Origin of the sequence: Paenarthrobacter sp. NPDC090520 (assembly GCF_044769205.1) — a bacterium.
Lineage (GTDB): Bacteria > Actinomycetota > Actinomycetes > Actinomycetales > Micrococcaceae > Arthrobacter.
Genome location: NZ_JBIVXM010000004.1, coordinates 239,561 through 261,375, shown reverse-complemented (window position 1 = coordinate 261,375; position 21,815 = coordinate 239,561). Strand labels below are relative to the sequence as shown.

15 protein-coding genes are annotated in these 21,815 nt (G+C 59.2%); 7 read left to right on the top strand and 8 right to left on the bottom strand.

Annotation, left to right across the window (positions count from 1 at the left end):
- Position 1 precedes the first annotated feature (1 nt).
- From ACIQTZ_RS07560 to ACIQTZ_RS07545, 4 genes are read left to right on the top strand one after another with little or no spacing between them, the layout of a single operon-like run.
- Positions 2 to 1,588, top strand: a complete 1,587-nt coding sequence (locus ACIQTZ_RS07560; RefSeq protein ID WP_402979052.1) for a glycosyltransferase — start codon at positions 2 to 4, stop codon at positions 1,586 to 1,588.
- A 16-nt stretch (positions 1,589 to 1,604) separates the two neighbouring features.
- A complete protein-coding gene (wecC, locus tag ACIQTZ_RS07555; RefSeq protein WP_402979049.1) occupies positions 1,605 to 2,900 on the top strand; it encodes a UDP-N-acetyl-D-mannosamine dehydrogenase in 1,296 nt (431 codons plus the stop codon).
- A 39-nt stretch (positions 2,901 to 2,939) separates the two neighbouring features.
- Positions 2,940 to 3,341 (top strand): hypothetical protein, encoded by a 402-nt coding sequence (locus tag ACIQTZ_RS07550; protein ID WP_402979046.1) that lies wholly within the window; start codon positions 2,940 to 2,942, stop codon positions 3,339 to 3,341.
- Positions 3,302 to 6,043: a glycosyltransferase gene (locus ACIQTZ_RS07545; protein WP_402979043.1), complete on the top strand. Its 2,742-nt coding sequence runs from the start codon at positions 3,302 to 3,304 to the stop codon at positions 6,041 to 6,043. Before ACIQTZ_RS07550 ends, ACIQTZ_RS07545 begins: the two co-directional genes overlap by 40 nt.
- Here the strand turns inward: ACIQTZ_RS07545 and ACIQTZ_RS07540 are convergent.
- The 8 genes from ACIQTZ_RS07540 to ACIQTZ_RS07505 all read right to left on the bottom strand — a co-directional run bounded on the left by ACIQTZ_RS07540 (position 6,036) and on the right by ACIQTZ_RS07505 (position 17,723).
- Positions 6,036 to 7,805 (bottom strand): heparinase II/III family protein, encoded by a 1,770-nt coding sequence (locus tag ACIQTZ_RS07540; protein ID WP_402979040.1) that lies wholly within the window; start codon positions 7,803 to 7,805, stop codon positions 6,036 to 6,038. The two genes, ACIQTZ_RS07545 and ACIQTZ_RS07540, sit on opposite strands and share 8 nt — an antisense overlap.
- Positions 7,771 to 9,699 (bottom strand): glycosyltransferase, encoded by a 1,929-nt coding sequence (locus ACIQTZ_RS07535; protein ID WP_402979037.1) that lies wholly within the window; start codon positions 9,697 to 9,699, stop codon positions 7,771 to 7,773. The genes ACIQTZ_RS07540 and ACIQTZ_RS07535 overlap by 35 nt, the downstream gene beginning before the upstream one ends.
- 204 nt (positions 9,700 to 9,903) lie before the next feature.
- A complete protein-coding gene (locus tag ACIQTZ_RS07530) occupies positions 9,904 to 12,849 on the bottom strand; it encodes a heparinase II/III family protein (protein WP_402979034.1) in 2,946 nt (981 codons plus the stop codon).
- A gap of 182 nt (positions 12,850 to 13,031) precedes the next feature.
- A complete protein-coding gene (wecB, locus tag ACIQTZ_RS07525; protein ID WP_402979031.1) occupies positions 13,032 to 14,174 on the bottom strand; it encodes a non-hydrolyzing UDP-N-acetylglucosamine 2-epimerase in 1,143 nt (380 codons plus the stop codon).
- Positions 14,175 to 14,265: 91 nt separating this feature from the next.
- Positions 14,266 to 14,613, bottom strand: a complete 348-nt coding sequence (locus ACIQTZ_RS07520) for a hypothetical protein (protein WP_402979028.1) — start codon at positions 14,611 to 14,613, stop codon at positions 14,266 to 14,268.
- Positions 14,614 to 14,786: 173 nt separating this feature from the next.
- Positions 14,787 to 16,094 carry a hypothetical protein gene (locus tag ACIQTZ_RS07515; RefSeq protein WP_402979025.1) on the bottom strand — a complete coding sequence of 436 codons (1,308 nt, stop codon included), beginning with the start codon at positions 16,092 to 16,094 and terminating at the stop codon, positions 14,787 to 14,789.
- Positions 16,095 to 16,626: 532 nt separating this feature from the next.
- The gene (locus tag ACIQTZ_RS07510) at positions 16,627 to 17,199 is read right to left on the bottom strand and encodes a YdcF family protein (RefSeq protein WP_402979023.1); all 573 of its coding nucleotides are present in this window, start codon (positions 17,197 to 17,199) and stop codon (positions 16,627 to 16,629) included.
- Between the two features lie 59 nt (positions 17,200 to 17,258).
- The gene (locus ACIQTZ_RS07505; protein ID WP_402979021.1) at positions 17,259 to 17,723 is read right to left on the bottom strand and encodes an Lrp/AsnC family transcriptional regulator; all 465 of its coding nucleotides are present in this window, start codon (positions 17,721 to 17,723) and stop codon (positions 17,259 to 17,261) included.
- A 171-nt stretch (positions 17,724 to 17,894) separates the two neighbouring features.
- Between ACIQTZ_RS07505 and pdhA the strand changes: the two genes are divergently transcribed.
- The 3 genes from pdhA to ACIQTZ_RS07490 are packed head-to-tail and all read left to right on the top strand — an operon-like array spanning position 17,895 to position 21,624.
- Positions 17,895 to 19,088, top strand: a complete 1,194-nt coding sequence (pdhA, locus tag ACIQTZ_RS07500; RefSeq protein WP_402979018.1) for a pyruvate dehydrogenase (acetyl-transferring) E1 component subunit alpha — start codon at positions 17,895 to 17,897, stop codon at positions 19,086 to 19,088.
- Entirely contained in the window at positions 19,085 to 20,173 is a 1,089-nt protein-coding gene (locus ACIQTZ_RS07495) for an alpha-ketoacid dehydrogenase subunit beta (protein WP_402979015.1), read from the top strand. Before pdhA ends, ACIQTZ_RS07495 begins: the two co-directional genes overlap by 4 nt.
- A gap of 2 nt (positions 20,174 to 20,175) precedes the next feature.
- Complete coding sequence (locus ACIQTZ_RS07490) at positions 20,176 to 21,624, top strand: dihydrolipoamide acetyltransferase family protein (RefSeq protein ID WP_402979012.1); 1,449 nt, start codon at positions 20,176 to 20,178, stop codon at positions 21,622 to 21,624.
- Positions 21,625 to 21,815 lie beyond the last annotated feature (191 nt).

Below are 21,815 nucleotides of genomic sequence, written 5' to 3'. Positions count from 1 at the left end.
AGTGACCAATATCGACTTCCTTTTCGTGGAGTCTGCCTGGAGCGGAAACCAAGGCTCCTGGAAGTACCAGCTCATGGGAACCTCCGGCCCCAAACAGGACTTCCTGGACCTCATGGCTTGGTGCCGTGACCAAGGAATCCCGACGGTATTCTGGAACAAGGAAGACCCGCCCCATTACGACGACTTTCTTCCGGCTGCCCGGGAGTTCGATGTCGTCTTCACCAGCGACTCAGACCGCATTCCGTCCTACCGCGAGGACCTGGGGCATGACCGCGTGGCGGCGCTCCCCTTTGGTGCACAACCGGCCATTCACAATCCCATCCGGGTGGGTCAGGGGCACCACGCACGCGGGGTCGCATTTGCAGGTATGTATTTTGCTCACAAGTATCCCGAACGCCGGCAACAAATGGATGTACTGCTGTCTGCGGCACGCGATGCCTCGGCACAGTCGGGACCGAAACTAGAAATCTTTTCCCGCCAATTGGGCGGCGATTCGAACTACCAGTTTCCGGTGCCGTTCAACGAACATGTGGTCGGCACCCTTGACTATGCCAAGATGTTGACCGCATACCGGGCCTACAAAGTGTTCCTCAATGTCAACTCCGTGGTGGATTCTCCCAGCATGTGCGCCCGGAGGATATTCGAGATTACCGCCTCTGGCACGCCTGTAGTTTCAACTCCCAGTGCAGCAATCAGCCATTTTTTTGATGCGGATCAGGTTTTCGTTGCCGGCTCGCGCCAGCAGGCAGAGAGCCAGATCCGTATGCTCGCCCGTAGCTCGGAACTCAATGACAGGGTGGTCCACCGCGGGCAGAGGCGGATCTGGAGCGAACACACGTACGCCCACCGCGCCGAGTCCGTGGTGGCCTCGGTTCTCCCTGACCGTGTCCAGCCGCTTGAGGTGCCCACCGTCAGCGCGCTGGTCCCCACAATCCGTCCGCATCAACTGGAACATGTCTTCTCGACGGTTGGCAGCCAAGCAGATGTCGATGTGGAACTGGTCCTGCTGACACATGGCTTTGAGGTGCCGGAAAGCGAAGTGAATGAACTCGCAGCGAAGCACGGAGTAAGCCGCTTCACGTTGTTGACAGCGTCCAGGGATGTCACCCTCGGTGAGTGCCTCAATTTGTGCGTTGCCGCATCAACGAGTGAAGTCCTGACCAAGATGGACGACGACGACTACTACGGTCCAAGGTATTTGGTGGACCTCCTGTATGCCCTCGACTATTCGAAGGCGGATGTTGTCGGCAAGCAAGCACATTACATGTACTTTGCGGCGACCAACGCGACCATGCTGAGGATTCCGCATATGGAACACCGCGCAACGCGGTTTGTTATGGGTCCCACCATAACCGCTCGCCGGGAAGTATTCGAAGCACATCCTTTCGAAGCGCTGAACAGGGGAGAGGACACTGCCTTCCTCAGGGCCGTTTCCACTGCAGGCGGTTCGATCTACTCGGGAGACCGATTCAATTTTTGCCAGTACCGAAAAGGTGACGGACACACTTGGGATGTCTCTGACGAGGAGCTGGCCGCTACTGGCGAAATAAAATTCTTTGGGGACCCCAAAGAACACATCACTGTTTAACTAAAAGGGGAAAATAATGACAAGCATCAAGACTGTGGCCGTTATCGGCCTTGGGTACATCGGTTTGCCGACTGCGGCGATCCTTGCCACCAACGGCATTGACGTTGTGGGCGTCGACGTAAACCAAAACACCGTTGACGCCGTGAACCGCGGAGAAGTTCCTTTTGTGGAGCCTGATCTCGGAGTGCACGTTGCCGGCGCCGTGAGCCAGGGACACCTGCGCGCCACAACCGAAACTCCCGCGGCAGAGGCCTACATCGTCGCTGTCCCAACCCCGTTCCGTGCGGACCACTCGGCAGACCTGAGCTACATCGAAGCCGCCGCGCGTGGTATCGCACCCCAGTTGAAGGGTGACGAACTGGTCATCCTTGAGTCCACCTCGCCGCCGCGCGCAACCCGTCACCTGGCCGACTACATCCTGGCCCTCCGCCCCGACCTGTCGGTTGACGGCGCCAACGGGGCACCCGTTATCCATTTCGCCCACTGCCCGGAGCGAGTTCTCCCTGGCCGCGTCATGATCGAACTTGTCACGAACGACCGCATCGTTGGCGGCGTGACGCCGATTGCTGCTGAACTGGCCAAGGACCTGTATGCAGTGTTCTGCCAGGGTGAAATCCTCGTTACGGACGATGTTACGGCCGAGATGGCAAAGCTGGTGGAGAACTCCTACCGTGATGTCAACATCGCCTTTGCCAACGAGCTGTCTATCATCAGCGACAAGCTCGGGATTGACGTGTGGGAACTGATCCGGCTCGCCAACCACCACCCGCGTGTCAACATCCTGCAGCCGGGCCCCGGCGTAGGCGGACACTGCATCGCCGTGGACCCGTGGTTCATCGTGGCCGCTGCTCCGGAGGAGGCCCAGCTCATTCGTCAGGCCCGAGTGACCAACGACTCCAAGCCGGAATGGGTTGTGGCAAAGGCTCGCAAGGCCGCCGAAGAAGCCGGCGCTACACCCGTCATTGCTACGCTGGGTCTGGCCTTCAAAGCGAACATCGATGACCTCCGTGAGTCGCCGTCAATCGGCATCGCCGCTGACCTCGCCGAACAACTCCCCACTGCCAAACTCCTTGTTGTGGAACCTCACGTGGAGGTCCTCCCGGCTGCCCTTCGTGACCGGGCGAACGTCCAACTCGTGGCCACCGAGGAGGCTATCGCCAAGGCGGACGTCATTGTGGTCCTGGTGGACCATGACGAATTCAAGGCCATCTCTCCTGCGGCCTACGCGGGCAAGACTGTGATTGACTCCCGGGGTATCTGGGGTCCTGACGCAGTTGCAGAGACGGCCGCTGCAGTCCCCGTCGCAAACTAACAGCACATCGGCTACCACAGAGGAAGATTCACTACTTTCATGGACCATAAGATCCCGGATATTGAGCAGGTCCGGCATGGCATCAGCCTCGCGGCCCTGGCCCACGATGCCCAGATCACGAAGCTCCAGGCTGAGCTGCGCGACGCGTATCAGCAGGAAGTCGAGATGGCCTCTGTGGTAGCCGAAAGGCGGCAGTTCAGCCAGGAACTGTTCACAGCCCGCCTCAAGCTGGACATGTATCGCCAGAAATTTGCCACCAGTGAGGCGGAACTGACCAGCGCACGAAAGCTGCTGGCTGAGCGCGATGAACAGGTGAACGATCTCTCGCGCACCCTGGCAGACGCGCAGAAGAAGCTCAGTGCGCTGTCCGAGTCCATGTTGGGCGCACTGCAACTGAAGTATTGGCGCCGACGCCGGCGCCTCGGACGGGGGAAGTCCTAATGGGGGAACCGGTGAATCGTCAGAAAGATCGCCTCTGGCGCGCCAAAAAGCGGCTGGAAGAGCTGGAATATTGCCATACGGCAGCAGATTCACGGCAGGGCTTCTACAGTTCAAGCTATTATGTGGATTCTGTGCTGGCAGGCAACCCTGTCATGCCCTCCACAACAAAAAAGAAGTACTTGGCCCGCCGAAGTGCGTCGCATCTCCAAAGCTACATCGAGGACCTTCGTCCCATGCTGGATGCTGTCCCGGAGTCCTTGGGCTCGAGGAGCCTCCGCGCGCATCCGGTTGACGTAGCAATCATCGCGGACGAATTCCTCTACAAGAGCTTCGACTCAACGGCGCGTCTTGCCTACGTGACCCCGAAAAATTACCAGGAAGTGGCCCACAGGGCCGGGCTGTTGCTGATTGCAAGCACGTGGCGGGGACTCGGCGGTGAATGGAAGGGGCTCGCCACACCGGAATCGAAAAAGCGGAAGTTTTTGCTCGAAGAGGTCGTCCCCTACTTCAGGGCCAACGGCATGCCCGTTGCTTTCTATTCAAAAGAGGATCCGCCGAACTACAGCCAATTCCTCAGCATCGCCCAGTCCGCCGACCATGTTTTCACCTGCGCCGCGGAAAGCGTTGCAGATTATGCGCGGGATTGCCCTGATGCTGATTCGATCCGCGTTCTGAGTTTCGGGGTCAACCCCCACCACCATTCACCAGTCTTCTCACGCAGGCACCGACTCCCCGATGTCCTCTTCGCCGGTTCGTGGCATACCCAGCGGTATCAGCAACGCAGGTCCGCTGCGAAGAACATCTTCGACGGCGTCCTTGAATCATCACGGAACCTCGTGATCATCGACCGAAACTGGTCTTTGGAGAACAGCCGCTACTTCTTTCCGGAAGAGTACCTACCGAATGTCGTGCCAAGCATCCAGCACGATCTGCTTTTGAAGCTCCAGCGGATGTCCGACTTCAATATCAACCTGAATTCGGTCATTTCCAGTTCTTCCATGTATGCGAACAGGGTGGTCGAGCTGCAAGCCATGGGGTCCATGGTGTTGTCGAACTACAACTTGGGGGTCAACAACAGGTTTCCCAACGTTCTCACTGCCCAGACGAGTGAGGATGTGCGCGCCACTCTCGACGGAATGTCGAAGAGGGACTTGTACGGAGTCCAGATGGAGGGTCTGCGCCGCGCTTTCTCGGACCACCTTGCGCACGACCGGATGGCCGAGATTCTTCAGACTGCGGGGGTGATGGGCGCGGCCTCTGCAATTCGCGTGTGCGCGGTCCTCGATTCACACTCGGCGGCGCTCGAGGAGACCGTACAGCGGCAGACACTCAAGAACGTGGAGATCCTGACTCAACAGGAATTGCAGGCACGACGCCCTGAATTTGACGTCACGGTCCCCCTCTCGGATCGGTTCACCTATGCACCTACATATCTTGAGGATTTGGTCAACGGCTTCAAATACGCAGACGTCGATTTCGTGATGAAGTCAGTGCAGCAGGCGGGCGTGCCTGGCCTGGTTCCCGAGCATGAGACTTTCTCCACGATGCCCGATCCTTCAGTGGGAGCCGTATGGCTCGACTCTGATGCCGGCGACGCCTATATGGAGGGTGCGCTGATAGAGGGCAACGGGTATGCGCTTGATCCCTTGGGGATAGCCCGACGTGAAGATTCGCTGACGCTGGCGGATACTGAAACGCTGCCACAACCCGAAGTAGTGCTTTCCGTCGTCGTACCGGTGCATAACAACGGCCCATTCCTCCTCAACAAGTGCGTTAGATCCTTGGAGCGGTCTTCGATCTTTTCCCGGATGGAGGTCATCCTGGTTGACGACGGCTCCACTGACCTTCGGACTCAGCAGATACTTGACGAGCTGGCGGAACGCCATAGCCAAATCACAGTTTTCCGGTTTGGGGATACCGGCTCGGGGAGTGCGTCCAGGCCAAGGAACAAGGGCCTGGAACTCGCAACGGCACCTTGGGTGACCTACCTGGATCCGGACAACGAAGCGATCTGCGATGGTTACGCCAAGCTTGTGCGACTTGCTGAGGACGGATCGCTGGATATGGCCGTTGGCGACATGATCAGGTATTCGGACGGCATCAGGACCTTCCGCAATTCACGGAAGCTCAGTCAAAAAATGAATGTCACGCCTGAACGGGCACAAGAATCGTCCGACAGTCTCCTGACGCGCCTGGACTTTTATCCCATGAGCATTCAAGCCGCTGTCATGAACACTGCTTGGTTGAAGGACCAGGGCCTGGAGCAGCCGGTAGGCGCGCTCGGCCAGGACTCGTTCTTCTTCCAACAGATGGTTCACTATGCACGCAAGATCGATGTGCTGGAAGTACCCATCCACATCTACTACGGTGCGGTGCAGAATTCCGTGGTGAACTCGCTTGGCCCTCGGTTCTTCCGGAAGTACCTCCCACTCGAGGCGGCCAGGGCTGCCTGGCTTGAGGAAGTGGGGCTGATGGCAGACTACAAAGCGACGCGCGCCCAAACCTATATGAAGCATTGGTTCGTCCGGAAACTGAAGCTGGTCCCAGAGTCGGACGTCGCAGAATGCGTTGAGCTCATCCAGCAGTTGGGGCGCCTCTACGAGCCGATAACGTGGGAGGACGCGGAAGTCGTGGCAATAATGGCCGGCGACACCTCGCTGCTCCACAGTGAGCCGGCCAACGTGCCGCTGGGCACTAACTGATCCGGTTAAAGCTGAATCTGTTCGTAAAGACCTGGTGGCGGGTTCTGTCCGCCGCCAAGCAGAGCGACCAAACGCCCTCGCGCGTACCGTCTTCGACGGAACGCCATCCCCGTAGGGGCTCTTCGGACTCGCGCGTGGCGCCTTGGACCTGGAGGCCGTTATCCGGCTCCAGTTCAAGGCTCCATTCGCCCCCCGGCAATATCCAGGAAGGGCCCATGCCTCGGGATTCCTTTGTGAATTCAAGCGCACCGGCGATGTTGTACCAGACCTGAAAGTCACGCTTGACCGTATCCATGGACTGGACGTCATCGGTGACCGTTAGACTCACTCCTGGCACCAGCTCGATGGTGCGGCGGTGGATCCATCCTCCATGGTCCATGGTGCCGCGCAGGACAAACAGGCCCTCCTTTTGCTCACACCTGTCCAGTCCGGATCCTGGAGCAGTTCGACGGCGGTCGTGGTTCTGGTGGTTGGCGGCGACGGTGTTGTGGGCCGGCGTGGACTCGACGTACTGCCGGAAAGGATCGGCATAATAGAAGCCCTCGGCGCGCAACGGTGAATCTGTGGGCAACTGGGCGCCGTAGCCATAGCGGCCGCCCTCGACCAGTATTTCCTGGCCGTGGTCGTACCAAACGAAATTTAGATCGTCGGCATGTTTATGTGCGCGGCCATGAAAAGCTGCAGTGAAGGCGAGGTAGGTGGCTTCGGACTTTGGACCCCGCCCTTGGGGCTGGGGCGACCTGACGAAGGCGTAACCTGTTTCCGGAAACACACCGAGCTCATCCGGGTTGGCTTTTCCAGTGGAACCACCTGACATCAGGAAGTTCGTTTCAGGGCTGAGGGTAGGAGGATGGCTTGCGCCAACCATTTGCACTTGAGGGGTGTCGCCCAGAGGGACGAGCGAACCGTTCGGCTGGATCATCCAGCCAAGCAGATCTGCAGCTTTCCTAAGACGACCGGTCAGTTCCGAATCCGCTATGAGGCCGTTGTCTACGGCCAGCTGGAACGAGTACATGAGCATCCGGTGGTATTCAGGGGAGTGCTCGCTATGACCGCCATCGGTAAGGAACTGGGTGCGGATCATGATGGCCAGGCGGTCGCGTCCTTCCTCCGCCATTCCCAGCATCCCCGGCACGGCCTCGAGGGTCCTGCCCAGTACCGTCTGTCCGATCGCTACAAAGTAGCCGTGGTTGGTGCGGGGGTTGAATGAGCTGTCCAACGCGAACTCGCCCCTGTGCCGGTCCACGGCATGGAGGAGCGAACGGAAATCCGTGTCGGTTATGCCGTTCCTGGCACCCAGATAGATAAGACCTGCCAGGCGAAGGGCACGTTGACCGAGGGCCATGTTGTACCAAACGATGGCGTTGGTTGTCTCCTGCTCGCAATACCTCTCAGACCAGGAGACGGCACGGTCAAGGCACCATTGCAGGTACTCCCGTTCACCCGTCCGAATGAATTCCTGGATGGGTTTGTCCATGAACTTCCAGCCGTGCAGTTGGGAACCCCAACTCCTGTCTTCTGCACAGAGGGCGTCCCAAGCGAGTGGCAAGGAGAGGTCCAGCCTGTCGTAGTCGCCGGCCTTCCATCCGTCCCTGGTGACCACCTCAGCGGAATCACTTACCAGGCTGTCAAACCACACACCGCTGGACAAGTCCGGCCGGTGGCTGGCAACGATCCATTGCCGGAGCGTTTCAAGGTCACCGTCCGCCAAATGCTGGAACAGGGCGTCAGACGCGGATTGCATTCGCAGCGAGGTTTGCATACTCGTGATTGTAGACAGCGGCGTTGGCTTCCCACGAACGGCTTTCACGGACCCATGCTGCGCCGTCCGCGGACATCTGGCTACGCGTTTCCGGGTGGGACACCAGGTCCGCAAGCACATCCGCCAGCGAGGTGCTGTTTCCGGCTTGGAAGAGCGCAGCGGAGCCGCTGGCTTCGGCAATTTCTTTCAGTGCATCGACATTTGACATGACAATGGCACGTCCTGTGGCAAAGGCTTCGAACGGCTTGAGCGGCGTTACGAGCTGGCAAACTGCGGCCGCCGTGCGAGGCACAACGAAGATGTCGATGAGACCGTAGTAGTCCAGGATGTCGTCGTGGGGAACACGCCCGGTGAAGAGGGCGTCATCGAGTCCCAGAGACTTGGCTGTGTCCTTGAGGGAGTCCAGGACTGGCCCGTCACCTACCACGAGAAGCCGTACCGGAACGTCCAGGCGTTGGCGCAATTGGCTGAACGCCTCGATAAGTACTGGTACACCCTCGTACTCGACCAAGGAGGAGATGTATCCAATGACGATCTCGTCACTTTGGATACCGAGCTTGGCAGCCAAACCGGCGTTGCGCGTTTGAATCGGGAACTGCTCGCCACTGACTGCGTTCGGCACTACGGACGTTTTGTCCTCAGGGCAGCCTTCCGCTGTGATGCGGCGCTTCATGACCTCGGCGAGGGTGAAGACATGGTCCGCGGCATCCCTGCAGTCATGCTCGCGCTCCCGACGCCATGCGTAGGTGTCCGGGCTGCCCCAGCGTTCGCTGAACGCCTCGATGTCTTCGATGCCGTTCGCCTGAGCCATGCGGGAGAGCCAGGATTCTTCCCAGAAGCCGCGGGATTCGTAGATCACAGGGATTCCGAAGTAGTCACCGACTGCCCTCGCGGACAGGGCGTTGAAGAAGTCCGAATGCGCGTGCAGCACAGCAGGGCGTACCTCGGCCACCACCCGTGCGAGTTCCTCAACGTTGGAACTGAGCCAGGTTGTCAAAGCCGTGTTCACGCGAATGGGACCGGTGGGCATGTGGTAGGAGACGCCATCGAGATCTACATGTGCGGCCGCATCATTGTTCACGGCATCGCCCACTTGATTGCACACGTGCACTTCCAAACCTGACTTGATTTGTGCCAAGGCCGTGTAGTGCGTCCGCAGCGTATAGCCGGACTGCGTGGTTGGCAGAACCTTTCCCACTACGTGGAGGACACGGTTCGGGGTGGGCTCGAAGAGTTCAAAGGGTCCCAGTACCTGCGGCTTGAAAGTGCCTGAGTAGATTTTGACTTCTTCATCCCGCAGTTCGATGGCACTGGCCAACTTTTCATTGGGATTCCTGTCAAACACCACCCGCAGTACGTTCTGGCTCTTAATGGTGTAACCGAGCTTGCGCAATTCATTGGCAAGGCCGCGAAGAGCAGCAGTATTGATCTTCTCGAAAAGGGACTGATCGTCCAGCATCTCGTAGACAGCAAGTGGTCTGGTGTTGTACTGGGCCTCTGCAAGTTTCTTGAGTTCAGAGGCAGTGAAGGAGCCCCAGTTGTCGCCGTCAATCGCCGCGAGCTCGAACTGCCGGAGCAGGTGGCGCTTTTCCAGTTTCCTGACTTTTTCTTCGTGGTCAGACTTGAGGTCTTCGACGAGTTTCAGGAGGCGTTCACGTTCGGCCTCTGCTTCCGCATCGTCGTCTTCAGCGTTCGGTGCGGACGCCGTTGACTGCGAGTTCTGGAACAGTTCGGACAGCTGCTCTGTAGAAGCATCCTGGGTCTCTTTCAGCTCCGTCAATTGCCGTTGCAAAGTCAGCATGTACTTCTTGATCGAAGCCTGTGACTCGCGTTGCAGACGCCGGTTTTCCTTCATCCTCGCTATGAAGGTGGTGGCTGCAATGCTCGAGGCCACGATTCCCACCACATACAAGATAATGATGCTTACGGCGTTCGCAGACGAATCCGCATGTGGCAACAACGCCAAGAGGGAGCCGATGAAAACGGCGCCTACACCCGCCACAGCGGAAAGGCCAATAGCTTTATCGGAACTGAGTGTTCTTTTAGTCTGCAACTTTTTTCCTAGTCAACAAGAATCTGGTCAGTGTGATGTGTTGCATTAACTGCTGCATGAACTTGCACTTGCCTGGAAGCGGTCCAGGGCTGCGGTACGGAACTGGGCATACAGTTCAGCGGTTGCGGCCACGTGGCCGGCACCCCACTCGACTTCCACAAACTCGATCCGGTCTTTTTGCCCGCTGTGTTCGGAATCCAGCATTAGCCGGAATGGATCACGATGCTTCGAGACGTGATGCGTGTCACCGAGGTTCTGAACGTACAGAACCCTGGGAAGGTCGTTGAGCATGGCGTACGTCTCCACCACGGAAGTGGAGAGTCTGAACGACCGTGCCTCTTCTGTGCTGGCGTCGGATTTCAAGCACGTGGACAAGGCCACGTCGGCGCTCGTCCGGAAGTATTCCTTGACGTCTGTTTGAGGGTTGAACACCAAAGCCACTGAATCCGGCAGATAGGCCGCGACTTGAAGCGCAGTGAATCCGCCACCGGAACTACCGGACAGCAGAATGCGCTTGGCTCCGGTTTCGTGCTGCAGTTTGCGAATGCACTCGGCCATGAAGCGATGGACGTTGGTACTGCCGTCTCCGAGGTACCACGACAGAGTCATGTTCTTGTTGAGGTCCAGTGCCGGATCTTGGAAAACAGCGTAATTCCCTCCTTCCATGAGCTCGGAAGTGAGCCCTTGGAAAAATGGCAGCGTGGTCTTGGTCCTGTTGATTGCCCCGTGGAATCTGACGGACAACAGATCGGAATCTCCTCGACCCACGGCGAAGGGCAGTACCAAGCCCCCCAAGTTGGCAGAGTAGATCTTCGACGTTTCGCCGTGCCCGAATCCGATCTCTTCCGGAGTGCGGATTGTCCGGATTTGGCGTCCGTAGGTCTTGGAGCGAAGGTCTAGCCCGTCCCAGGCAACAAGTGGCTCCCGCATGACGCCAAGTGCGCTGTTGTTCAGGCCGATGACTTCGGTGAGGTCATTGGAGAGGAGGTCGACGATGCCGGTCCGCAACCCTTGATCGTCGCCCGAGCCGTCGATTGCGTCGAGGACGAGATCCAACAGAATGCTCAACGCCTCAAGACGGGCTTTTCGAACATCAGGCTGATGGGTTATCCAGGACTTGAGCGACCCCCAGTACCTGGTGCTGAAGGTGCCGTTGGCTGGTTTGGGGGCTGACCACTGAACTTCCGCCTCTCGGCAAAGCTCCATGGTCTTGAGCCAGGCCGACCTGATGTCCTCCAGTTCGGAGGAATTGCTGCCGTCCTCACCTAGGGTTACAGATACGCGCTCTTCCTCGACGGCCAAGTTGAACTGGTACCGCCCTGACATGACACTCAGTGCCATGCGGCCGCCGGTAGCATCGAGTTTCTTGACGGAGAAGCTTCCCGATTGGGGGGCGGCAAGAATAGTGATGAATCTGAACCTCTGCCCGGACTGCGTTGCAGAGACTACGGTGCCCGGGGTTTTCTCCATCCACTTCCTGGCCATCCAGCCATCGAAGGGTTCCTCCGAACCCTTGATCGTTGAAATGGCGGGAAGGTTGCCTTTCCAGAGGATGAACGACTGTTTGCCTTCTCGTTCCAACCGGATGCCTCCGGGAATCTCTTCCAACGCCGTCTCGGCATCAAGGTGCCAGCGCTGCTTGGCCGTCACATCCTCCGTGCTGAAAACGTTGTCAACAACGACGAAGAAGTCGCCTCCACGGCAGTAGATGACACGCCTCTTCAGCGTGACGCCCTCGTAGCCGGAATCAGTGAACGTGAAGTCATCGATTTCATCGCTGGTTGAGGACCGCGTCAGCACAACTTTGGACTTGGGGTTGTAGGCCTTGCCCTCGATATCCACCACGTTGTGGCCCAGACGGGACAAGCAGAACTCGCGCATTGCGTCTTTTTTGTAGGCGTACTTTCCAGCATCTACCAACCAGGGCTGCCCATTTGAGTGCAGCGTCAGGGACGCCCCATCCTGGTGACCATGAACCCGGTCTGCCTTACCGAAGGAAAGGGAATAGAACGTTTCCTTGTCGAAAGCCCGTTCGTGGTCACCCCATCCGCTCCGGCCGAAAACATAGCCTTGGTTGTAGATCTTTGTAAGCTCCGCAGGGGGTTGGCCAGTGGCACCCTCGGACTTGACGTAGTCGAGCTCAGGTGAGGACAGGGCGCCAGGAGTGGTGGCTTCGGTGTCGCCGATAAGTTCAAACGTGCCGTCGGGCTTGGTGGCGTGGGCGAGCTCCAAGTAGGCAAGCTCCAGCCTGGCCGCGGATTCGGGCCTCTGGATACCTTCTGCGTCGAGTCGCTTGAATGCTTGTTCCCACCACAAAAGGTTGTTCTTGTGGTAGCCGATGGCACCTTCCACATTGACGCCCTGCTCGTCATAGTTTTGTTCGAACAGGGACGCCAGCCTCTCGACGGCCAGTTCCGTCCAGTCCACCTCGCCGAAGACTGAACCGACAACAAACAGGGCTTGATGCTGATGTAAAGCGTGGTTCGAATGACCAAGATGCTTTGCATCGGCAAGCCAAGATCCATGCTCATGGATTGAATCGGCGAGCCACAGGTCCTCGCCCTCGGCAACCAGGGGCAACCCAAACGTCAGTACCATTGCCCGCAGGGCTTCAACCATGTCAGACCATGCGTAGCTGACCAGATTGCCGTCAGCATCCCTCAGTTTCGGATCCATTGGAGGATTGGCACTGATCCAGGATTTGCAGGTCTTCAGCCAGAATTCTCGAGCCACTGGGTCGCCATCCAGCGCTACTCGCCTGACAGGTTCCAGCCAACGCAACATGTGAAGCTGTGCTTGCCAGTTTCTTTGCCCAAACGGGTCGGTCTTCCAGTCGATATCATCTTTGAAGTCCCACGTAGGGTGCGGCCGCATCGTGAGCTTGCCGTTGAGGATTTCGTCAGCCTGCTGGCGGTCCGCGGGCCGTGGCCTGAACATCTCACCGAACGTCTGACGACGGACAGCTTCGAGGTCTACTGTATGCCTGGTCATTCGAATCCTTACGCCAAAGTTGGGCTACCTGCCCCTGCATGGCCACGTCCGGGCATTATCTTAGATGGTCGCCGGTGGCACAGCTTGTCACACGTTGTGCTGTGGAGAGCGCGGACGAAGGGCTACCCACTCTCAATGAACCTGAACGGTCTTGGCTGGTGCTCCAGCCAAGACCGTTCTCGCTAGCTTACGAATTCCGGAATGCGTGAACCCGTTCCGAGAAGTTGCGCTACCGCTGCAACCGTTCGTTCAGCGGCCTTTCCATCACCATAGGGGTTCACGGCATTGGCCATCGCGTCAAACGCATCTTGCTGGTTCAACAGGCGGTCTACTTCCTTAACGATCGTCTCTTCGTCTGTACCGATCAAGGAGACGGTTCCGGCCACGACGGCCTCGGGACGTTCAGTGTTGTCCCGCATTACCAGGACAGGCTTGCCGAGGCTCGGAGCCTCTTCCTGCACTCCACCGGAGTCGGTCAGCACGATGTGGGCCAAGGACAACATGCGGGTGAACTCGCCGTAGGCCAGGGGTTCTGTCACGACAACGTTCGGCTTACCTTCGAGCGCGGGCAGCACGGCCTCACGAACCACGGGATTTTTGTGGGCGGGCAGCACGATAACAAGGTCCGGTTCGGCCTCTGCAATGCGTGCCAAGGCCCGGCCGACGCCGCGCATGGCGTCACCCTGGTTTTCGCGGCGGTGTGTGGTAACCAACAGGATGCGGCGGCCGCTGGCGGCAAGTTCTTCCAGCTGCGGGTCGCTGAACGGAAGTTGCTTGTCGACTGTAGTCAAAAGAGCATCGATCACAGAGTTGCCGGTGACGACAATGTCGTCTTCTGCAATGCCTTCAGCCAGCAGGTTGGCTTTGCTGGTGCTGGTTGGTGCCAAGTGAAGGCTGGCAATCTGGCTGGTGATCTTGCGGTTTGCTTCTTCCGGGAATGGCGAGAAAAGGTCGCCACTGCGCAGGCCGGCTTCCACGTGTACAACTGGAATGCCGTGGTAGAAAGCTGCGATGGCACCGGCGGTGGACGTTGTGGTGTCACCCTGGACGATGACGGCATCCGGCTTCTTTTCGGCGAACAGCTTGTCCAAGCCGTCGATGGTCCGGGTCATGATGGCTGAGAGGGACTGGCGCTGCTGCAGGATATTCAGGTCGTGGTCCGGCTCGATACCGAAGAGTTCGTTGACCTGGTCCAGCATCTCGCGGTGCTGGCCAGTGACCGTTACGACGCAGTCAAAGTCGGTGGATTCTTGGAAGGCGCTGACGATGGGAGCCATCTTGATGGCTTCCGGACGGGTGCCGAAAATCGGCATGACGCTGGGCATGGAGTTCCCCCGAGGCTGGCGATGAGTGACCAGCCGATGCTATCGCACCACCAATCGAGGACCTCAATTGTGTAGTGTCCGGGGTACTGCGTCAGCGGGCAAACATCAAGGTCAGCGCCAGAACCGGAATGGTAATGGAGACGAGGATCACAGCGAGTAAAGCAATCAGGCGCTTCTGCCGAAGGCTGGCCTTGCGGAAGCCGTAGCTTCTGATCGTCAATGGGCTGGACGGTGCGGACGCGGCTGGAGCCGGCACCACGGCGGGGGTGACGGGTGCCGCAGCGCCGGTGGCGAGGGTGGCCGGAGCCACCTTCCTGGGTCTGTCAGGACTTCCATATCCGGCGATGGATGAGATCCGCACCTCGGCCCTGAACCGGCGCTTGCGCAAGTGTCGCGGCGCAGGCGAAAGGGCCGCCTTTTGGCGGACTGGGTCCGTCACGTTTCACTCCTCGCTGCGTCCAGATGAAGCATGGCCACAACCAATTCTTGCACTGGAGTGGGCTCTTGCGACATTTTTGGCCCACCGTAACGTTACGCAAAGCTTTCAGCTTCCCGGTAGCGACGCGCAGGAAGGCGGACACGGAACCCGCGGCCGCCCTCCTGTGCGTTCAGCTAGCCGCGGTCTGAATACAGCGCATCGTTCTTCTGTCCGGAGCCGTTGGTCACATCAATGAAGTAGTTCTTTCCGGACCCAAGCGAGGTGGCTCCGAGCTTGGCCACAACGGATTCCAAGCGAGGATTAATGCCCAGCTGCTGCCCATATGTCGAGTTGTAGCTGGACGCCGCTACAGTTTTGTCGAAGACACGGCCGGCCGTGTCGGTCCACTTCACCTGGACTGTGCCGCCACTCAGGTTTTGTCCGGTGACGAGTACGTCTCCATTTCCGTAGAAGATTGAGTCGGTGATCACGGGAGTCATGCTGCTGGCCTTCAGCCGATCTAGCATAGGCGCCCAAGTCCCCGAGCAGGTGAAGTAGGGGTCCCACATGAAGGAGATGACCTTTACAGGGGCATTGCCCAGTTGCTGCAACTGTTTGTCCATCCGGGACTTGGTTGTTTGCCCGCGGAGGCTGTTGTCACAAGGGTTTTGCGACGTTGACGGAGCCATGCCTTCCAAATTGGCCCACAACTCCGCTCCGGTGCCATCAACTCCTTCGGCCAGCGCTGCGAAGTAGTCGCGGGTGGGGGCGATGTACTTACTGCCCCAGGAGCCGCTACCGACGATCGATGCCGCATACTGGTCCACGCTGTTTCCGCTTTCGCTGCCGAAGAAAGAGCCGCCTTTGCCTGTTCCCATGCCGTCCTGAACGGCGATGGAAAGATGTACATTGCCTGCGGTGTCAGCGATGTTCTCCACTGCGTTCCGTGCTTGGTCCACAGTGACGCGTCCGGAGAAGGCTGCCCGGGAGTCGATGTACGGGCTGACAAGGGCTGAACGACTCGGCTGGTATTGGGCGATCCGCGAATTCTGAATTCGATAGACGGTGAGGACGGCGTCCCAAACGGCGCCGTCGCTGAGCGGCATTTCAGTGTGATGATAGAAACCAGCCAGGCCGGGAACGTTATTAACTTTCCCTTGGTAGAGCAGGAAACGCGCCGTGAAAAGTGAGAACGTGGCTTGGTAGGAAAGATCCGGGAGGTACGTAAGGTCCGTCCGCTTTACCGGAGCCGGCAGGCCGGCGTAATACTTCATTCCCAGGCTCGTGGCGGCCTTGCCCAGCGAAACCGAGATGGAAGAGGTTGTGCCGTTGATGACCACAACGTCGTATTTTCCGCTCGGGGATGTGCACCCACTTCCCTCCGCAGGCAATACCAGGATGGTGTAGACGGTGCTGCCGCTGGTGACGGTTTTGTCGCGTGCACACAGCAGCGCCGGCGAACCCCAGGCGCTTCCATCAGAGTAGGTAAAGTACCTGTTCACTGTGACACCAGAGGCTGCGGCCTTTGCACAGTTAACCCCTGAGATAACGCAGGCGGCCGGAATTGAAGACAATGTGGCGGGTTTCAAGAGGGAACCAAAGGTGATGACGGTATCTCCGCCTACGGATTTAATGTCTGTAAGCTTTTTGGTGTTTGTGGCGTCACTCGTGCTGCCGTAGATGAAGTAGCCACTGATGGGAAAAACGGGCGCTGTTGCTGCGTGCGCGGCAGATCCACTAAGGGAACCCGTCAGCAGGCCAAAGGCGGCCAGAATACTGATGAGTAGTAGGCGGGTTCTGGGTGGAACGGTTAGGAGCGTCTCGGCTCTAAATGTTGGCACAACTGATCCTTGGGCTCGTAGGGCTGAGACCTTGGACCTATGGCAAAAGGATGGCTTGCGGCAGCATCAAACTCAATGGTTTGACAGTATTCTTCAAGTAGAAAGAATTTTGTGAGCTGGACGGTTAATAATTGATGGCAAATTTCCGTAAATTGTCAGTGTTGTTACTGATCAAGTCACGGGCTGAAGAAGGTCAGGAATGGCATTCCGGCTGCATCCACACATCAATCAACCCACCGGTCTCAACCACAAACCGATCCAGCCAAGCCCCCGCTGAGAGCTCAGGCTCGGAACCCACCATTTGTACCTCAACTGATGTGCATTGCCGCATCAAAGTGCCCGCCCGCATCAGGTGGTAGTCCGACGTGACCACGGTGACGGACTCCCAACCATGTTTGGCGGCCAGGGAGGCAACCGCATCGGCTTCCCCGCGAGTGTTCAGGGGATCAGGCCGGAAACAGACCAGGTCTGGGTCATCGCCGCCACTTTCGCTGCACAAAGCGTCACCCTCAACGTTGCCGGACAGTCCCGTCGTCGAAACAACCAGAACCGGAATGTCCAGCGATTTCTGTAGGTCCTGCGCGACCGGAAGGCGTTCTCGGCTCATTCCGCCGAGCACCACTATCGCGTCGGTGTGGTGCGGTGTGGCCTGGGGAGGAAGCGCGAAGAACTGGATGGCCAGGAGAATCCACAGGGCGAATGCCGCCACACATGCAATGAGCGACCGCAAAGCGACGCGCGTCATGAAGGCGGTTTTGGTGGGCACGGAGACAGTTTATGGTCCCAATCTGGACGTTCCGGACAAGGTCCCTGCACCAAAGCTGACTACCGCGTATCAACATCCTCAAATACCAGGAAAGTCTGGGTATCCAGCACGCCTACCATTGATTGAAGTTGGTCGAAGATCACACGGCGGAGATGGATGTTGTCAGTAGCCCGCACCAACAGGATGACGTCGAAGTCCCCGCCCACCAACGCGATGTGGTGCACCTCGGGGATGGAGCGAAGCTGTTCCTTCAATTCCCGCCATGAGTGCTGCTGAACCTTCAGGGTCACGTAGGCCGAGGAGCGGAGGCCGGCCTTGATCGGATCCACCAAGGCGGTGAATTTGGTGAGCACCCCTTCGCCGGTCAGGCGAGCCAAGCGGGAATAGGCATGGGCGCGGCTGATGTGCACGTTCTCCGCCACTTGGGTGATGGACATACGGCCGTCCGTGGTGAGTTCGCGAATGATGTCGCGGTCAACACTGTCCAGGGGGACTGCGGTCTGCTCGGCTTCGGTCTCGCTCACAGCAGGCTCCAATTCGTCTACAGCGCCGGTAGTTACCCAGCTCACAATGGCAATTCGTCTCTCAGAATAGCCATATTCAACAAGCTCTTCCATGATTTCCCGCAATGCTGGATACGAAACATCCACCGGGAAGATACTGGAAGCACATAGTGGCTAGAGAAGGACGGACCAATGACGATCCATGCAGACCACTCTGCGCCGGAAACGGCAGCGGAGGACCAGGCTGCTGACGTTCGGAGAAAATTCGGCATCAGCGTAGAGGACTACATGCTGCCCGCCCGTCACCAGATCCAGATGGTGAACCCGGACGGCACCCTCCGCTCAAAGGAGAAGCAGGGCACCGAACCGGGCCATGAATACCCGACACCAGATGATGCGGAACTTCTGAAAGCCTACGAGCGACTGGTCATCGGACGGCGCGTCAATGACCAGAACTCCGCGTTGGTCCGGCAGGGCCGTATGGCCGTCTATCCGTCAAGCCACGGCCAGGAAGCGTGCCAGGTCGCGGCGGCCATGTGCCTTAGTGAAGGGGACTGGCTTTTCCCGACGTATCGAGACGCCGTAGCTGTTATGACCAGGGGCGTTGACCCTGTTGAGGTAATGACCATCTTCCGCGGGGATTGGCATGGCGGCTATGACCCCAAGGAGCACAACGTCGGCATCCAGTGCACACCGTTGACCACACAGTTGTTGCACGCTGTCGGCGTTGCCCACGCTGCGAAGCTTCGCGGCGAAGACACTGTGGTCATGGCCATGTGCGGTGACGGCGCCACCAGCGAAGGTGACTTTCACGAGGCCCTCAACTTCGCAGCTGTCTTCCACCTGCCCGTCATCTTTTTTGTGCAGAACAACAAGTACGCCATCTCCGTACCGCTCAGCCACCAGTCGGTGGCGCCATCCCTCGCGCACAAGGCTGTTGGCTATGGCATGGCAGGGGAGCGCGTTGATGGCAACGATCTTGTAGCCCTGCTCGCTGTCATGGACCGTGCCGTCAAACTTGCCCGGGAAGGTTCGGGTCCCCTGCTGATCGAGGCCCATACCTACCGCATGCAGGCCCACACCAACGCCGACGACGCCACCCGCTACCGCCCGGACAGCGAAGTCGCCGAATGGCAGGCGAAGGATCCGCTGACCCGCATGAAGGAGTACCTCACGGACAAGGGCCTCTTGAGCGAGGAAACGAACGCGAAGATCGCCGATCACGCTGAAGCCGTGGCCACCCAACTCAGGGAAGGGCTGGGCGAGGACGTTCCCGTGGAACCGCAGAACCTGTTCAAATACGTCTTCGCCAAGCAGACCCCGCAGCTGAAAGAGCAGTCTGAACTGCTCGCCGGTGAACTCGCACGTGAGGAAGGCGCAAAATGACCGTCACCACTTCCGTTAACGGCAACGTCAGCGCCGCCACGGCCAGTGCTGCTGCTTCGGCCGCAGCAACCGCAGAAGCCACGGGGCCCCAGTCCATCACTATGGCCAAGGCACTGAACACGGCAATGTCAGATGCCATGCGGGCAGATGACTCGGTGCTGGTCTTCGGCGAAGACGTCGGCATGCTCGGCGGCGTCTTCCGCATCACTGACGGACTCATGGCCGAGTTTGGCGAACAGCGCTGCTTTGATACTCCACTCGCCGAGTCCGGCATCGTGGGAATGGCCGTTGGTATGGCCATCAACGGAATGCGTCCGGTAATCGAGATGCAGTTTGACGCCTTCGCCTACCCGGCCTTCGAACAAATCGTCAGCCACGTGGCCAAGATGCACAACCGCACCAAGGGCAAGCTCAAAATGCCCATGGTCATCCGTGTTCCCTACGCCGGCGGAATTGGGGGAGTGGAGCACCATTGCGATTCCTCTGAGTCGTACTATGCCCACACCGCCGGCCTGAAGGTCTATACCCCCGCGACAGTTGCCGATGGCTACCGCATGCTCCGGGAGGCCATCGACTCCGATGACCCGGTCATGTTCATGGAACCCAAGAAGCTCTACTGGTCGAAGGACCAGGTGGACCTGGCCGCGTTACGCGCAGAGCACGACGCCGGCACCTCCACTGAGGGCCGCGCCGCCGTCGCGCGTCCCGGGAAGGATGCGACGCTCATCGCCTACGGCCCGTCCGTGCCTACCGCGCTCGCAGCCGCAGCGGCTGCCGCGGAAGAAGGCCGTTCCCTCGAGGTCATCGATGTCCGCACCATTGTCCCCTTCGACGACGAAACCGTCTGCGCGTCCGTGCGCAAGACGGGACGCGCCGTCGTGATTGCCGAAGCGCATGGCTTTGCGTCTGTGTCCTCCGAAATTGTGGCACGCGTCCAGGAGCGCGCCTTCCACTACCTGGCTGCACCGATCCGCCGCGTGACAGGCTTCGATGTTCCGTTCCCGTCTCCAAAGTTGGAGCACTACTACTTGCCCAGCGTCGACCGTATCCTCGACGCCGTCGACGACCTTCAATGGGAGGACTGACCATGAGCTCAGATATGCAGGTATTCCTTCTGCCGGACCTGGGGGAAGGCCTCACCGAGGCCGAACTCGTGAACTGGCTCGTCGCCGTCGGCGATGAAATCAAAGTCGACCAGCCCATCGCCGAAGTCGAAACAGCCAAGTCCATGGTGGAGGTGCCATCGCCTTATGCGGGCACGGTCGCAGAACTGCACGGCCAGGCCGGTGCAACGCTCGACGTCGGCAAGCCGCTGATCTCGATCGCTCGCGCGGGTGCCGCTCCGGTTGCGTCCGAGGCTCCTGCTGCTGTCGAAGACGCAGTGTCGACTGGTGTGGCGGCTTCGCCCGAGGTCTCGGCGGCCGCCGAAACCTACCGGACGGAGGAGAAGGCTGGTTCCGGCAACGTCCTCATCGGCTACGGGACCCCTGGCGGAGCGACCGCTGGCCGGACGCGACCGCGGAAGGGGAGTGTCGCCGTCGTCGAATCCGCTGTTCAGGAGGCCTCGGTGGCTCCGCTGGAACCCGCTCTGGCCGGCACGAGGATCCCCGGAAAGCTCAGCGCCGTCATCTCGCCGCTCGTGCGGAAGATGGCCCGGGATCACGGCGTCTCCTTGGACTCCATTGAGGGTTCGGGTACCAGCGGCCTGATCATGCGCAAGGACGTGGAAGCGGCCATTGCCACGCCCGAGGCCCCTGCCGCGCCCGCGCCGACCCGTGCGCCAGAGGCCCAGCCCGCTGTGGAGGGCGATGTCGATTCCCGGACCGGACTGGCGGTGGCTGCCCGCACGGCTGTGCGTGGCGTCCGCAAAGCAGTCGCTGCGAACATGGCCAAGAGCCGTTCGGAGATCCCGGAAGCCACTGTATGGGTGGATGTTGACGCAACAGCATTGCTTGAAATGCGGGCTGAACTGAAAAAGCGCGCGCCACACGAAACTCCCGGGCTCCTGGCCTTCATTGCCCGTTTTGTCACTGCTGGGTTAAAAAAATATCCGGCACTTAACACGCGCTTCGAAACGGTGGCCGACGGTTCGCAGGAGATCGTGGGCTTCGACGGAGTCAATCTTGGCTTTGCAGCGCAAACGGACCGCGGCCTGGTGGTTCCGTCGGTACGCAACGCTCATCAGTTGAGCGCCCGCGAACTGGACGCAGAGATCCGGCGGCTGACCGCCGTCGCCCGCGATGGCAAGGCGACCCCGGCAGAACTGGGCTCGGGCACCTTCACATTGAACAACTACGGCGTTTTTGGCGTGGACGGCTCAGCGGCAATCATCAACTACCCCGAGGTGGCGATGCTGGGCGTTGGCCGCATCATCGATAAGCCGTGGGTGGTGGATGGTGAGCTCGCGGTCCGCAAGGTCACCGAGCTGACGTTGGCCTTCGATCACCGGGTTTGCGACGGGGAAACGGCAGCGGGCTTCCTCCGGTATGTGGCGGACTGCATGGAAAATCCGGGTGGTGCGCTGGCGGATATGTGAGGCACCAGCGAAACTGGGTCCCGGCCGCTTGGTCGGGACCCATCCATTTAATCTACAGACTCGTCATAAACCGGTGACGCTTATAACGCAAGTCAAGTCTCGGTTTAGAATCTCGTGGGGGTCAGCTGGTGGTCTCCAATTGCCCGCGATCGACCCCGCCGTGGTTCGTTCGCGCTTTCCCGGGGGATACC